Origin of the sequence: Methanohalophilus portucalensis (genome assembly GCF_002761295.1) — an archaeon.
Classification (GTDB): Archaea; Halobacteriota; Methanosarcinia; order Methanosarcinales; family Methanosarcinaceae; genus Methanohalophilus; species Methanohalophilus portucalensis.
Genome location: NZ_CP017881.1, coordinates 47528 through 61657, shown reverse-complemented (window position 1 = coordinate 61657; position 14130 = coordinate 47528). Strand labels below are relative to the sequence as shown.

At 44.9% G+C, this 14130-nt stretch carries 14 protein-coding genes; 5 read left to right on the top strand and 9 right to left on the bottom strand.

The window, feature by feature from the left end:
• Position 1: 1 nt before the first annotated feature.
• From BKM01_RS00325 to BKM01_RS00315, 3 genes are read right to left on the bottom strand one after another with little or no spacing between them, the layout of a single operon-like run.
• Positions 2 to 220: a hypothetical protein gene (locus BKM01_RS00325; RefSeq protein WP_072361482.1), complete on the bottom strand. Its 219-nt coding sequence runs from the start codon at positions 218 to 220 to the stop codon at positions 2 to 4.
• 51 nt (positions 221 to 271) lie between these two features.
• Positions 272 to 2266, bottom strand: a complete 1995-nt coding sequence (feoB, locus tag BKM01_RS00320; RefSeq protein ID WP_327078533.1) for a ferrous iron transport protein B — start codon at positions 2264 to 2266, stop codon at positions 272 to 274.
• On the bottom strand, positions 2229 to 2918 hold the full coding sequence (locus tag BKM01_RS00315; protein ID WP_072361485.1) for a metal-dependent transcriptional regulator: 690 nt from the start codon (positions 2916 to 2918) through the stop codon (positions 2229 to 2231). The genes feoB and BKM01_RS00315 overlap by 38 nt, the downstream gene beginning before the upstream one ends.
• A gap of 163 nt (positions 2919 to 3081) precedes the next feature.
• Here BKM01_RS00315 and BKM01_RS00310 point away from each other — a divergent pair, with 163 nt between their 5' ends.
• Positions 3082 to 4032 carry a deoxyhypusine synthase family protein gene (locus BKM01_RS00310; protein ID WP_072361488.1) on the top strand — a complete coding sequence of 317 codons (951 nt, stop codon included), beginning with the start codon at positions 3082 to 3084 and terminating at the stop codon, positions 4030 to 4032.
• A 12-nt stretch (positions 4033 to 4044) separates the two neighbouring features.
• Positions 4045 to 5088: a decarboxylase gene (locus BKM01_RS00305; protein WP_072361491.1), complete on the top strand. Its 1044-nt coding sequence runs from the start codon at positions 4045 to 4047 to the stop codon at positions 5086 to 5088.
• Position 5089: 1 nt separating this feature from the next.
• Here the strand turns inward: BKM01_RS00305 and BKM01_RS00300 are convergent, their stop codons facing one another.
• A complete protein-coding gene (locus BKM01_RS00300) occupies positions 5090 to 5632 on the bottom strand; it encodes a pyruvoyl-dependent arginine decarboxylase (protein ID WP_072361494.1) in 543 nt (180 codons plus the stop codon).
• Between the two features lie 126 nt (positions 5633 to 5758).
• On the opposite strand from BKM01_RS00300, the gene lysS reads away from it, so the two are divergent.
• Positions 5759 to 7342: a lysine--tRNA ligase gene (lysS, locus tag BKM01_RS00295; protein ID WP_072361499.1), complete on the top strand. Its 1584-nt coding sequence runs from the start codon at positions 5759 to 5761 to the stop codon at positions 7340 to 7342.
• Position 7343: 1 nt separating this feature from the next.
• The gene (locus tag BKM01_RS00290; RefSeq protein WP_072361502.1) at positions 7344 to 7994 is read left to right on the top strand and encodes a class I SAM-dependent methyltransferase; all 651 of its coding nucleotides are present in this window, start codon (positions 7344 to 7346) and stop codon (positions 7992 to 7994) included.
• On the opposite strand, the gene BKM01_RS00285 is transcribed toward BKM01_RS00290, so the two are convergent.
• From BKM01_RS00285 to BKM01_RS00265, 5 genes are all read right to left on the bottom strand, one after another.
• Entirely contained in the window at positions 7953 to 8201 is a 249-nt protein-coding gene (locus BKM01_RS00285) for a pro-sigmaK processing inhibitor BofA family protein (RefSeq protein WP_072361505.1), read from the bottom strand. The genes BKM01_RS00290 and BKM01_RS00285 overlap by 42 nt on opposite strands.
• Before the next feature lie 77 nt (positions 8202 to 8278).
• On the bottom strand, positions 8279 to 8716 hold the full coding sequence (locus BKM01_RS00280; RefSeq protein ID WP_072361508.1) for a nucleoside 2-deoxyribosyltransferase: 438 nt from the start codon (positions 8714 to 8716) through the stop codon (positions 8279 to 8281).
• Positions 8713 to 11109 carry a DUF3656 domain-containing U32 family peptidase gene (locus tag BKM01_RS00275; RefSeq protein ID WP_072361656.1) on the bottom strand — a complete coding sequence of 799 codons (2397 nt, stop codon included), beginning with the start codon at positions 11107 to 11109 and terminating at the stop codon, positions 8713 to 8715. The genes BKM01_RS00280 and BKM01_RS00275 overlap by 4 nt, the downstream gene beginning before the upstream one ends.
• A 67-nt stretch (positions 11110 to 11176) precedes the next feature.
• Positions 11177 to 11419 (bottom strand): hypothetical protein, encoded by a 243-nt coding sequence (locus BKM01_RS00270; protein WP_072361511.1) that lies wholly within the window; start codon positions 11417 to 11419, stop codon positions 11177 to 11179.
• On the bottom strand, positions 11412 to 12398 hold the full coding sequence (locus BKM01_RS00265; RefSeq protein WP_143744175.1) for a DUF7490 domain-containing protein: 987 nt from the start codon (positions 12396 to 12398) through the stop codon (positions 11412 to 11414). The genes BKM01_RS00270 and BKM01_RS00265 overlap by 8 nt, the downstream gene beginning before the upstream one ends.
• 604 nt (positions 12399 to 13002) lie before the next feature.
• On the opposite strand from BKM01_RS00265, the gene BKM01_RS00260 reads away from it, so the two are divergent.
• A complete protein-coding gene (locus BKM01_RS00260) occupies positions 13003 to 13656 on the top strand; it encodes a hypothetical protein (protein WP_072361517.1) in 654 nt (217 codons plus the stop codon).
• Positions 13657 to 14130: the final 474 nt, after the last annotated feature.

Here is a 14130-nt window from a genome sequence, read left to right as displayed (position 1 = left end):
ATTACCTTCCTTCATTGGCCCTCAGTGGCAAATCGGTGACTGTATCACTAAAATCTTCCTTTAATAAAACATCGCCCTCTACGAGACTGGCATGTGTGCCCATGGTTTCGAGCAATGAATCTACCTCTTCTCCCACAGGTTCTCTCATATTGTTCATTTCAAAAATATCTTGTAAAACAGATATTGCATTTCTTTTGCGGGAATCAGTGATGCGTGTCATTAAAGTTAACACCGTTGATTGTTTTTAAAAACCTGTCGATTTTTACCTATTTTACAAGAGCATTCCTATTTGGTAGATTACTGCACCCACTGTGAATGCCAGGAGTATCGTAAATGTGGAAATCATAACAGTATCCCTTGTGCCCAGCTCATGTTTAAGTATTGCAATGGTTGCAACACATGGAATATATATTGTTGTAATTACAGCAAACACGTACATCTGCAGAGGCGTCAATACCATTGCAAAATTAGCAGTACCCGCAAGCACCGCCAGAATCTCAAGCGCCATTTCTTTGCGCAGGATACCGAATACAAGTGCTGTGGCAGCAAAAGCAGGCAGGCCCAGAATCCCTACAGATATAGGAGATACGGCATTCTCAAAAATATCCAGAATACCCAGAGTATCCAGCCCACCCAGTAATGCACTCCCCACTATCAGAAGGGGGAAAGCGATGTAGATGAACTCACGTATCCTAAGCCACGTCTTTTTAAGAGTGGACACAACATCAGGATGCCTCAGAGGACCCATTTCCATAATAAAACCGGTCCGCTCCCCGGGAAGACCCCTACCAAGTATCCAGCCGGTAATGAAAATTATAAAGATTTCCAGCACATAGATTGATACTGCAGCCCAATAACCTACAAAAGTGCCTACAAGTCCCAGAATAATAACAGTCCTTGCAGAGCAGGGGATAAGAGATATGAGAACCGAAGCGATACGCCTCTCTCTCAAAGTATTCAATGCACGGGTAGCCATGATTGCCGGTACATTACAACCCAATCCCAGTACCAGGGGAATCACTGCCCTGCCATGCAATCCCATCCTGTGAGTCAGGTTATCCAGCAGGAAAGCTGCGCGGGTCAGGTATCCCGAATCCTCGAAAATGGAGAGAATAATATAAAAAATCCCTATGTAGGGAATTGCAATGGCAAATCCAGCTTCTATGCCCAGCAGGGAATAGATGATCACATTGCGCACAAGGGGGTTGCTTGTTGCAAGCTCCGCATCAACCGGAGCTATCAAGTAGGTTTCAAAAAGATGGACGATTCCCTCTTCCAGGAATCCTCCAATCCTGAAAACCAGAAGGAAAGTAAGTAAAAGGGCTGCTGCAAGACCCACAACACCCACATATTCAGATGTGAGCATGTCATCAATACGATGCTTTAGAGAAGTATCTTTTTCTACAATTGACTGGACCGAGTCTGTAATCTGGCCGGCTTCCCCATAGAGGTCTCTTGCCATTGTATCTGAAATAGCCATATTGTGGGCATCTTCGATCTCTGAAGCCATTTCTGAAGCTTTTGATAAAAGCAGGTCTGCTTCGTGGGGTCTGCAGCACATGCGTACAAAATCAGTGTCATTTTCAAGGGCACGCAATTTTATTACAGAGGCAGTATCCGGAAAATCCGCACCAAGATCATTGATAGCGTTAGTTATATGATTATCATAGTGAACACGAATTCGCCCTGCTGGTGAAAGGGATGGATCAACTGCTTCTTTCAGGACCTCATCAAGTCCGATTCCCTTGGTGGCAACAGTAGGTACAACCGGCACACCAAGTATCTGGGATAATTTAGGGGCGTCAATATCAATACCCATTTCCCTGGCGGCATCCAGCTGATTTAGGGCAATTACTATGGGTACACCGAGTTCCAGTATCTGGAGGGTAAGATACAGGTTACGTTCCAGTCTTGTTGCATCCACCACATTTACGATCACATCGGGATATTCACGCAGCAGGTATTCCTTTGAGACCCGTTCATCCTCTGTGGAAGTACCCAGTGAATAAATACCCGGCAAATCAACGATATCTATTTTTTTCTGGCCAACCTTTACAGTCCCGCGTGTCATTTCCACAGTGGTTCCCGGATAATTGGAAACCATGACACCCACACCGGTGACCCTGGAAAAAAAAGCACTTTTACCTACACTGGGATTGCCAACAAAGGCTATTGTCATGTCATGATCGCCGTCATGCATGCGTTTTTCGGCTGCCCCGCAGCAAGAATCAGGAATGTTTACCACGTCTCCGATGAATGTGGTCATTTTCTGCAGGTTTTACAAAAATTTTCTCTGCCACTTCATTTCCCAGAGCTATTTCAGTCCCCTTGGTAATTATAGAAATACAACCCTGTTTTTGTTTTCTTTTGATTTCAATATCCTCACCTGCAACCATCCCCAGCGAAGTGAGCCTATCCTTGGTCTCTTTTGGCAGGGCAACCATCACCACTTTTCCTTTAGTCTTTTCATTCATTTCTACAAGAGAAATATAATGTTCCCTGCTCAAACTACATTTAGAAGGCAGAGTGGTTTCAGAAATATTGCAAAGACCTTTTTCTGCCAGATAAGAACACATTCTTTCAAGTACAACATCTGACATAACATGTTCGAGCGCACAGGCTTCCTGGTCCGCTACTTCTTCATTTATATCAAGTACCCTGGTGAAAAAGTTCTTGAGAACCAGATGTTTTCGCTGTAGATTGTTGGCCTGCATTATTCCGGATTCGGTCAATTCAACCCCACGATAAGGAGCATGAGTCACAAGGCCTTCATCCGAGAGGCGCTGTATCATTTCAGTAACTGTTGCCGGAGAAATTTCAAGTTCCTTTGCTATATCCTTGTTCTTGGCCGGGGAACTGGTGCGATTGATCAAGCCCTGTATGGTTTCAAGATATTCTTCGGTTCTCTCGGTATACATAAATGACCCACTGCTAGAGGAAAATTAGAATACATATTATATTAGGTTATGCGAAAGTTAAGTAGAGAATCTATAAATATATATTTATCGCCCGTACACAAATGCCGAACAACTTTTTAAGTGAATAAGAACATGAATTGTTTCCTAAAAGTCGTGATATACAATGGTTCAGGTAAAGGATCTCCACTGGAAAAAAGACATGAGGGTGTCAGAACTCGTTAATTCCTATGAGAATGTGGGTTTTCAGAGTGTAGAACTGCATCGGGCATCCGAAGTAATAGTCAAGATGAAAAAGGATTCTGCAAAGGTATTCCTTACATTTACCTCTAACATGGTTACTTCCGGGTTGAGAGGATTTTTTGCCCAGCTCATCGAATTGGGAATTGCAGATGTACTTGTTACAACAGTCGGGGGACTTGAAGAAGATATAATGAAGGCTACCGGGGAAGTTTTCTCCATCGGCAACTTCAATACCGACGATGTGGAACTCCATGAGAGAGGAATTAACAGAATCGGGAATCTCCTGATCCGGAATCAAAGTTACATGAATTTCGAGGATATGATCACGGATATTCTCAGTAAACTCTACGCAAAGCAAAAAAGATGGTCTGTATCAGAGATGTTGCGGGAAATCGGCCTGCTTTTGGATGACCAGAACTCAATCCTCTACCAGGCAGCAAAGAATGATGTACCTGTTTTCTGTCCCGCCATAACTGATGGTGCCTTCGGATTCCACCTGTATCTTTTCCAGCAGGAAAACCCGGATTTCATAGTTGACGTCGTGAAAGATTTCGGCAACATTCTCCTTACCACCAGCTATGATGACAGGAAAGGAGTAATCGCTTTAGGCGGTTCAATATCCAAACACCATGCAATACTGGCTACATTGCTCAACGGAGGAGCTGAATACGCTGTATACATGACCACGGCCCACCGCACTTCAGGGAGCATGTCCGGTGCCAATACAAGTGAAGCAAAATCCTGGGGCAAGGTAAAGGATGAAAGTGATATTGCCACGGTTATCGGTGATGTCAGCATAACTTTCCCAATGGCAATGACACGGGCACTGGATGAACTGTACGAAGAAGGATTACTGAATATAGAAAATAAATAAAGAGATTTAAAAATGACTGTCCCTGATCCCAAATTCATTCTTTCAAAAAATGTGATTATGCAGCAGTATAATCGGGTGGAGGATATAGCTGACATTGTCTCATACAGTTCCAAGACTAACCCCAAAGTCACCTCCGTACTTGAAGAGATGACAGATTGTTTTTTCAGCGTTCATATGGAGAACGAACTGAAACATATACGTGATCTCTCCCGGGCGATCTTTCTGGCACAGGGGTGGAGCAGTGACCAGGTAAAGGAGCTCTATGACAGGGGCATTCGCAATTTCATTCTGGACAACGAGCATGATCTGGACATCCTGCTTGCAACCCTTAAGGACACCAACCGCAAGGTCAACCTTATGCTCAGGCTCAAACTGCGGGAAAATTCCATCCGTACCGAACGCTATTTTGTCTTTGGTATGCCTTCTGCAACCATAAACCAGCGTATTGGCGAACTGGTGGACAGCCCTAATATCGGTAAACTTGGCATACATTTCCACAGGAAGACCCAGAACGTGAGCGAATGGAAACTGCAGCGTGATATCGAAGATGTAATCAGTCCTGAAACACTGGATGCCATCGATATTCTCAATATCGGGGGAGGGTTACCTTCAGTTTATGCCAACAGTAATGCCGATGTCATCGGAGGTATTTTCAAAAGAATTACAGATTTCAGGAAATGGTTGCATGACAGGGACATATCCCTCATGATTGAACCCGGCAGGTATATTGCCGCACCTGCAGGCAAACTGGTAACCCGTGTGATGGCGGTTTATGAGGAAAATGTCATCGTGAATGCTTCCGTATACAACAGTGATATGGATGCAATCCTGGTACCTGTAAAACTACGTGTGGAGAATGAGGTCAGCAGTAATGAAGGAGAAGCCTATGTGATCAAAGGTTGTACACCCTGCTCAATGGATCTGTTCAGGTACCGTGTATATCTAGAGAAGAGGCCGCAAATTGGCGATCCGATTACTTTCATAAATGCCGGAGCCTATAATTTCAGGTCTGATTTCTGCGACCTGGAAGAAATCACCACAAAACTTACTGATTGACTTACTCCACAAATACCATAGCAGCCACAACGGTTGTCCAGAGGCCACTCCTGTCTCCTTTAGCGGTCTGGCAGAAGTGGGAAGTATTAATAATATGACCGCTGGCCCTGTAGAGCTGTTCCCTTTCCTGCCAGGCAGAATCGGCATCAAATTCAATACCCAGGGTGGTTGCGAGCATTGTGGCAGCAATATCCTCTGCATACATCCCTGCAGTATCCTCATCTTCCCCGAAGGAATGATGTTCTGAAATGTATCCATAATTATCCTCATTCACAGGTACCGCCGTTCCTACTGCCGAAGCTATCAGACGATGGGCTTCATTGGTCTGGTTGCGAGCAAGTACGGAATAGACGATCTCTCCGGGACTGAGATATTCAAGACCCTCGTCCTTTGGAATCATCCTGCAACCCGGTGGAAGAATACTGGAAACACTCACAAGATTATATTTTTCAATACCCGCATCCCTTAAAGCAAGTTCAAAGGAAGCCAGTTTATCCCGATGGACACCTGTTCCCTTTGTGAGGAACGCCCTGGAAGGAATCATGGTTGTCCGATAGAGCCTTATTGATAAATAAATTTCGATACCTACAGATATTCATTTAAAACATGACACCTTTAGAAAGGCACATAATCATAGAAATTTTAAATAAAATCATTATCGGTGAACATAATGGCAGAAATTACACACTGGGCAGATGTTGTTGCTGAAGAAACCCTTGAAAGGGGAAACACACACCTCGTTGCCACCGGTATCACCCCCTCCGGCCATATCCATGTCGGGAACATGCGGGAGGTTGTGACAGCCGATGCCGCATATCGTGCATTACTGGATAAGGATGCAAAAGCAGAACTGATCTACATTGCAGACACCTACGATCCTCTGAGAAAGGTCTATCCGTTTTTGGATGAAAGTTATGAGGAACATGTGGGCAAACCTCTCTCCGAGATCCCATGTCCCTGCGGAGAGTGCAAGAATTATGCAGATCATTTCCTGCAGCCTTTCCTGGATTCCCTGCACCGGCTGGGAATCAAGCCTGAAGTATACCTGGCAGATGAACTGTACAAATCCGGCAGGTATAACGAGGCCATTAAAACCGCCCTGAAAAAGAGAGATGAGATTGCAGCCATCCTGAAAGAGGTTTCCGGAAAGGAACCTACTGATGACTGGAATCCTTTCAACCCGATCTGTATGAAGTGTGGAAAGATCAATACCACAAAGGTTACGGATTTCGATGAAATGGAAGAAACAGTGGATTACACCTGTTCCTGCGGTCACAGTGGCACTGTACCCATGCAGGGCGGGGGGAAACTTACCTGGCGCGTGGACTGGCCTGCTCGCTGGCAGATCCTCGGCGTGACTGTGGAACCTTTCGGCAAGGACCACGCCTCAAGGGGTGGCTCCTATGACACCGGAAAGCGTATCGCCCGGGAAATCTTTGGTTACGAACCCCCACATCCCATAGTCTATGAATGGATCATGCTGGGAAAGGAAGGAGCAATGTCCTCATCCACCGGCGTGGTCGTATCCATTGCAGATATGCTCAAGGTCGTACCTCCTGAGGTCCTGAGATATCTGATCATCCGAACCAAGCCCGAAAAACACATCCGTTTTGACCCTGCACAGCCGCTGCTTACTCTTGTGGACCAGTATGAGAAACTCCATCATACAGGAGGCAACTCCGAATATGACAGGCGTGTAAAGGAACTTTCCCATGCAAGCGGCCTGTGCCATACGGACATCCCATTCAAGCACATGACAACCATCCATCAGGTAGCTCACGGGGATTTTGACAGAATATTGAAAATCGTAGAGCGAGCGGGTTACGATACCAAAAACACGGAATGTATAAAACAGCTTGCCGATAATGTGGGCAACTGGCTTGATATGTATGCACCTCCCTTCGCAAAATTCAGTGTTCAGGAAAAACTGCCCGAACTTGCAGCCACCCTTTCCGACAAACAACGAGCATTCCTGACAACCCTTGCCGATGCCCTGGAAGAAAGTGCAGAACTTGATGGTTCTGATTATCACAATCTTGTCTATTCCGCAAAGGAAGAAGAAGGCAGGCTGCACAGGGATATGGAGAAAGTACTGGGGGAGGAATTTACCATTGGCCCGAAGGATTTGTTCAAAGCCCTCTACATATCCCTGCTGGGCCAGGCTTCCGGTCCTAAAGCCGGGTGGTTTTTGTCCTCACTGGAAAAGGAATTCCTGATCAGGCGATTCAGGGAAGCCGCCGCGTACAGGCCCTGATATGAACTACGAACACTTCAGAGCCTGGGATGAGGAGTACCGTCATGTCCGGTGGGCGGGACCACTGGATATATCCTCCCTGCAGGAGGAACTTGAAGGAAACGAACTTATTCTGGATGCCGGCTGCGGCCACGGCAGGTATGCCATCCCCCTCTCTCAGGAATATATAATGGCGGGCTGTGATGTCTCCCAGCGTGGCCTTTTGAGATTGCGGGAAAAGGCAGAATTGCCGTTATGCAGGGCAAGCATTACAGAACTTCCTTTCCCTGAGAACTCTTTTGATGTGGTACTGTGCCAGGGGGTACTCCAGCACCTTTTTGAGGCGGAAAGAAAACAGGCCGCAAACCAGATGACGAATGTACTGAAACCGGGTGGGAAACTTATCTTCGAGGCTTTTGGCAGGGAGGACATGCGCTATGGAGGGGATGCCGTGGAGCAGCATACATTCCGGCGCAAAAATGGAATTATCTACCACTATTTTATCATGGAAGAATTAGAGGGTCTTTTTGATAAACTGGATATCAGTAAAAAAGAAAACAGACTGAAAAAAAAGATATTCAGAGGCAGGGAATATACCCGCCATTCGATTTTCCTGGTGGCCCGCAAACCTTCAGAAGAAAATTCCCAGATGGTTGAGCAGGATAACCAGTAAGGCCCCGATGGGCCCTCCAATAGCACATGTCAGGATTACCACGGCCGAGTAAGCTATACCCAATCCGAAAACGATGTTCGCTCCCACGATTATGGCAAGGCCGAGAATGGTGTTAACTATGAGCCCTTTTACGGTCTTGAGAACCTTATAGATCATGAGAGCTACAATAATAGCTACAAGAACGAGAATTATTTCTGATCCTACCATACACGAAAATATGCAGCATAATTATATATTTGTTTCCAATGCAGGGGCTTGTCTTTCATCCATGCTGGACTGGAAAGTCATTCCACCTGATCTTCACCGCTCACAAAATCCAAAAACGACGGGATGAGGGCTTCAAGATCTTTTGCTTCACGGTAGGCATCCAGGAGGATCAGGTGGTTGGTGTTTCCCAGCAGCATTGCAGAAACTGTTGAACCCTCGCGGTAAACACATTGTACCGGAATACCGAGGTTCAGGGCAGAGCATACCTCATAGCCAACACCTGTGGAGGCAAGAGAAACCTCCGCAACCATGCAGTCACAGCCATCAAGCAGGTGCATATCCCTTTCAAAAATTTCGGATTCGGACATGCCTGCTTCGTTTTCTTCAACATGTGGGTCAGCCACATGCAGGCTGGCCACATCATGCCCTTGACTTTCTACAATCTGGACCATTTGCTGATAAACCGGGAGGTTTTGCCTGCCTCCCCTGATAGAACCTGACAGGAATACTTTCATAGTACACCCCGATAGAAGTGACCAGTGGTATATTTTTTGCCTGCACGCATTTTCTTTGTACCCGCCCTGCCGTCCAGAACCTGCCTGTACAGGCCAACCAGACTGCCGATATCACCCGGTGATTCCCAGCGGGCTTCAATACGTATAGCAGAAACTCCTGTGGCAATCACGTCCTCCAGGTAATCAAGCATGCTCAATCCCCGGGAGTTAAGCAGGTGCATACGGCAGTATTCATCCGTTTTCAGGGGGAAGGAATAACCTTTCCTGTCGACCAGGACACTTTCCATCACCCCACAGGAATCCGAACACCCTGAAGTGTGCGAAAGAGGGCAATATTCTGAGACCATTACCTCGAAGTTGCCTTCCACGATGCATTCCAGACCGCTGCAGCCGTCAGCGACCTGACCGAGTTCATCCAGTGTCAGTTCCACAGATGCCGTGACCCTTCGGGCCCCGAGGTTTTTCAGGAAACTGCAGGAATGATGGTTGAAAACATTAAGCTGGGTGTCTATAACAAAAGGAATTTGCTTTTCCGATGCCATCCCGATCATTCCCATGTTGGCCACAAGCAGCCCACTGCATTCACGTGCTTCTTCCAGCAGCCAGAAAAGATCTTTCATTTCCCCGTTTTTAATGATTCGAGGGGTGGAAAGATAAAGAGATGTTCCGTAACTCTGGCATTGTTCCTTAACTATAGCAATTTCATCAACCGAAGGCATGTGCAATCCTGCGAAATATATCACATCTGCACCTGCAGCCACAGCAGCCTGTGCATCTTCAACCGAAGATACAGCCACACAGAGCAACGGGTTTGTATTGGATACAGCACTACTATCCACCGGCTCAAAGGAAGGTTTGCTGCATTCCCGATGATATTGTTCGGTTCGTTTTTTTTGCAGAAGGTCCACAGCATCATTGCGCAGATCATTCAGTACCCCAACGGGAACGAAAATACCTTCATCCATTTCTATAGATATAGAGGAGGGAACAAAAGCCGTATTTCCCAGTTTTGCCAGCTGTTTGCGCAACTGTTTTTCAGAGGCTGCTTTTCCTTTGGCCGCCTCGACCACATAGTCAGAATGCAGGGATACGGTACTGCAATCCCTATCCTTCACTGAAAGACTTAGAGGATGACCCAACCGTGCCTCCAGCTGCATAATGACCGGAATTTTACGTTGTGGTGCAGGAGAGGTATATGTCTGTTGCAACTGTTTTATCTGGCGGCTGTCCAGAGTACGGTAAAGGATATCCCCTTCCTCCAGGCTTCCGGAGAAAGGGATCTCTATCGTATCCCCGGCCGAGGCACTCTTTTCCTGCCTGCCTTCCCGATAGATCACACCTATCTTCTCACCGTCACCTGCTCCCGAAACAATCCCGTCGCCTACGGCCAGGTCTTCCTCAAGGAAAACTACAGCACGATCCATATACCTGCCAATTCCCACAACTTTCCCAATGGGAATGCCCTGATTACCCGGTGAGACGGTACCCATCATGTCCCGGGTACCTCCTTCAAGGTAGGCTGAAGTGAACCCCCGATTGAAAAGTTGTTCAAGATAACGTATCTCTGATTCGGCCACATGGAACTTTGTGGGGTTTGCAAAATAACGATCGATAAGCTTGCGATAGATGGAGACCACACCCCCCACATATTCGGGTCTTTTCATCCTGCCCTCTATCTTGAAAGAATCCACACCCGCTGCTACCAGCTCCGGAATCAGACGGGCTGCACACAGGTCTTTGGGACTTAAGAGGTAGCCTGCTGCAACAATTTCGCCGTCACAACTAAGCGAATACTGCCTGCGACAGGGCTGGGCGCAGTAGCCTCTATTGCCACTCCTTCCCCCAATAATACTACTCATAAGACACTGCCCGGAATACGAGATACAGAGGGCCCCGTGAACGAAGACCTCGAGTTCCATATCCGTGTTATCATTCAGGGCAGCAATCTCTTCCAGGCTCATCTCGCGGGAGAGGACCACACGTTTTACCCCGTATTGTTCCAGCAATTTCACTGACTCAGTATTGTGTACTGTCATCTGGGTACTGGCATGAACGGGCAAATGCGGGAGGTGGCTACGGCAGGCGGCAAGCAGGCCGATATCCTGTACAATGACCGCATCCACTCCCATATTGCATAATTCAGTCAAAAAATCAATTGCCTGCGAAAACTCACTGTCCTTTATGAGGGTATTTACGGTCACATAGACCCGGACCCCGTAAAGATGGGCATAATCAATCGCTTCCCCGAGATTGTCAGCCGGGAAATTGTCTGCATAGCCCCGTGCACTAAAGGCTGAACCGCCGAGATAGACCGCATCAGCCCCGTTCTGGACCGCAGCCACCAGGGAATTGTAGTCGCCTGCAGGAGCAAGAAGTTCAGGTTTTTTGTTCATTGTCTGGTGTGCATATGGACGGGCGTTATATAAAAGCTGCCTGCTAAAAAAGAAGAAGGAAAGCAGTTCAATCCTGCTTCCTGACAAAATAGTGTATCACAATGTACAGGGCTACTATAAGCACAACCAGATTATAAACGGCCCTGAATATCGGCACATACTGGTACTCAAACCACGTACTGATAATATTTTCCAGGGCAAAATATAGCCTGAATACCGATATCAGAATCAAAAGCATCAGTATTGCAAAACTCGCCTGCCTGAAATAGTACACCAGGTCTTTCCTGTTATCAGTAATTTCCTCACTCATCCTTATTCCTCCTTGCCACGAAATACACCATACAAAGCATCACCAAAGCACCAAATATTTCAAAACCAGGTGTACCTGGCTCCTCAGTCGGATATTCTGATGCTGATTCTTCTTCCGCGGGAGCCTCACCGAATCCCTCAACAACAAAATCCCCGGAATCGATATCCTTTGTCTGCAACCACTTGTCCTTATCGATCTCCTTCTCAGGATTCAGCTGGACATAATCCACCCCCTGCCTGACGATCGTGTTGTCTTCCCAGAGAATTACCTCAACTGCATAGTTGTAATTGTCAGGGACGCTAAGATTGACCGATCTGATCACAGTTTCATCCGGTGCAAAAATGCCAGTATCAGTCCACGCCTTATCAGCAATCAGGCGGGCATCCATTTCCCTGGCTTTGACCAGCATCCGGTAATTTTTGTTTTCACCAACCCCCTCATTTGTGAGATAGATATCATTCTGGATCAGCACTTTATTCTCAGCAACTTCCCTTACCATGAAATCCATTCCACTGATTTCAACACCCGGAGTTTCCAGACCCCCCTGCAAATCCTCAATATTATTCAGAGTGATCTGTCTGCCAGTTTTCCGGGAGCCATCCTCAAAAACCAGTGCGACCACACGATAACCGTCCTTTTTAGGCAGGTTTACGGGTATAGTGACCTCCCGTGTGGATTCAGCAGGAATATTGCCAATGGAACTTTCTTTTTCTATTTCAAGCAGCCCGGTACGGGTATTATAAGCCTTCAGGATCATGGTCGTATTATTATTGCTGGCAGTCTCCCCATAATTTTCAACATACATCGTGACATTGAGATCGACAAAAGCACTCCTGACATCCTTTGCCATGACGTCAATATTGATTATTTGTAACTGGCTATCCTCTTCAAAAGAGCGAAGACAGCCACTTGTTGATACAAGGGATATCATCACCAGCAACAAGCATAACAACTTCAATGAACCTTTTATATTTTTCACAATGATACACCCAAATGTAATTAGCTACGCGACTATATAATATTTATTAGAGGTTGTTTCCACAAAAAGTATGTTCAAATTATAATATACAAAAGTTGTCGAAACCATATAAAATAGTATCTTGAGAAGAATGTTTTGTATAATATATAGTCACTTCGTTGTTGAGAAGTTTTACCAGAAATACCTTAATTATGTTTTAAAATCAGAATGTATCGAGATGTACAACAAATTTCCAACATCGTTCCAGTAAGAAGAAAATAAGGTCAAAGGAGGATATTGGAATCAATAAAAAGGAATCATATTAAACATATAAACACTTGCCAGGTATATCAAACACTCTATGATATACAAAGGATATATTCTACAAAGTCATTTTTTATTATTGTGGATCATACAGTTGGATGATATGGTCACAATAGTGATATAGATTGAGAAACATTTTTGCAATGTCACAGTGCCATAATGTGAAAAGGGATCCAAACTGAATTTGCAGAGTCGGCTTGGACCTCAAAACGCCCTGAAGCAAGATTATTGTTGGCTTTGATACAGTTTAAGGTTTGCGGGTCTTGCCTCAGGAGTAAATTGAAATGAGGTAAAGAAAGAAATGAACAAAACAATAAATCGAACAATGGTAGTATCACTGGTTATCATGCTGATGATACTATTTGTAGGGGTGGGAAGTGCAAACTCAGATTCTGCCTCTATAACAGAGAAAGAAAGACTTGAACTTGCAAATAAATTGTGGGGTACAGATATTACATATGGAGAGTATATTGAACAGTTGTTCCCTGAAGCTTATGATAAATCTCCAGATGCAACAACAAAGTCATATTATGACATGGAAGTATCCTGGACAAATCCTGCTGCAGAAGGGCCTGATTCTAAACAAACATTCACAGCTACCACTGGACTAACACGAAGTGTTTATTTCGGGGTCGCGAATTCTGAGTTGGACTATGATGGTTCAGAAATTACGTACAAAACCTGGCAGAGAATGGTGTTACCTACCCCATATACAAAGATACCAAGTATGTCTGTTCTCACACATTTATGGCGTGATGATGGGGATGAAGAGATCGTTGGTATTGAACTTGAGTCCGAAAACAATGTTTACGAACTTGAAGCCGAGGATACTTATGATTATTCATCTTCAGCATATTATCGTGTAATTGGTCAGTATTCTGGAGTTTATCCATCAGGTGTTACACCACCAAGTTTCAATGGAATAAGTTCCACTGACTGGGAACACGTAAGTTGAAAATAATTTCTGAGGTAGACGACTCCTTCTTTTTAATTTTTTATATGACTCACTATGAAATGCATATAATGTCATATTGGAGGGAATATGGTTTCATTTATAATTGGACTTGATATAACTCTATTAGTTATCGAGATTTTTTTATTTGTATTGTTGGTATACATGATCAAAAAATATGAGCGTACTAAAGAAATAAATTTATCTTTGCTTAATTGGTTAATGGTGGTAGTGATATATTTGGCTATAACAGGTATAGTGTCATCAATATTCAAGTAAAAATGCATAATTAATAACAATATAAATAAAAACAAAACGGTTCTGTAGAAATCCTTTTTTAAATATGTGGACACTTGCCAAGTATGTCAAACACTCTATGATATACAAAGGATATATTCTACAAAGTCATTTTTTATTATTGCAGATCATACAGTTGGAGGATATGGCCACAATAGTTATATAGATTAAGAAACATTT

Bases quoted from the DNA above. Each gene is read 5' to 3' on its own strand.
- BKM01_RS00325 (WP_072361482.1), bottom strand. From the start codon at position 220: ATGACACGCATCACTGATTCCCGCAAAAGAAATGCAATATCTGTTTTA.
- feoB (WP_327078533.1), bottom strand. From the start codon at position 2,266: ATGACCACATTCATCGGAGACGTGGTAAACATTCCTGATTCTTGCTGC.
- BKM01_RS00315 (WP_072361485.1), bottom strand. From the start codon at position 2,918: ATGTATACCGAGAGAACCGAAGAATATCTTGAAACCATACAGGGCTTG.
- BKM01_RS00310 (WP_072361488.1), top strand. From the start codon at position 3,082: ATGGTTCAGGTAAAGGATCTCCACTGGAAAAAAGACATGAGGGTGTCA.
- BKM01_RS00305 (WP_072361491.1), top strand. From the start codon at position 4,045: ATGACTGTCCCTGATCCCAAATTCATTCTTTCAAAAAATGTGATTATG.
- BKM01_RS00300 (WP_072361494.1), bottom strand. From the start codon at position 5,632: ATGATTCCTTCCAGGGCGTTCCTCACAAAGGGAACAGGTGTCCATCGG.
- lysS (WP_072361499.1), top strand. From the start codon at position 5,759: ATGGCAGAAATTACACACTGGGCAGATGTTGTTGCTGAAGAAACCCTT.
- BKM01_RS00290 (WP_072361502.1), top strand. From the start codon at position 7,344: ATGAACTACGAACACTTCAGAGCCTGGGATGAGGAGTACCGTCATGTC.
- BKM01_RS00285 (WP_072361505.1), bottom strand. From the start codon at position 8,201: ATGGTAGGATCAGAAATAATTCTCGTTCTTGTAGCTATTATTGTAGCT.
- BKM01_RS00280 (WP_072361508.1), bottom strand. From the start codon at position 8,716: ATGAAAGTATTCCTGTCAGGTTCTATCAGGGGAGGCAGGCAAAACCTC.
- BKM01_RS00275 (WP_072361656.1), bottom strand. From the start codon at position 11,109: ATGAACAAAAAACCTGAACTTCTTGCTCCTGCAGGCGACTACAATTCC.
- BKM01_RS00270 (WP_072361511.1), bottom strand. From the start codon at position 11,419: ATGAGTGAGGAAATTACTGATAACAGGAAAGACCTGGTGTACTATTTC.
- BKM01_RS00260 (WP_072361517.1), top strand. From the start codon at position 13,003: ATGAACAAAACAATAAATCGAACAATGGTAGTATCACTGGTTATCATG.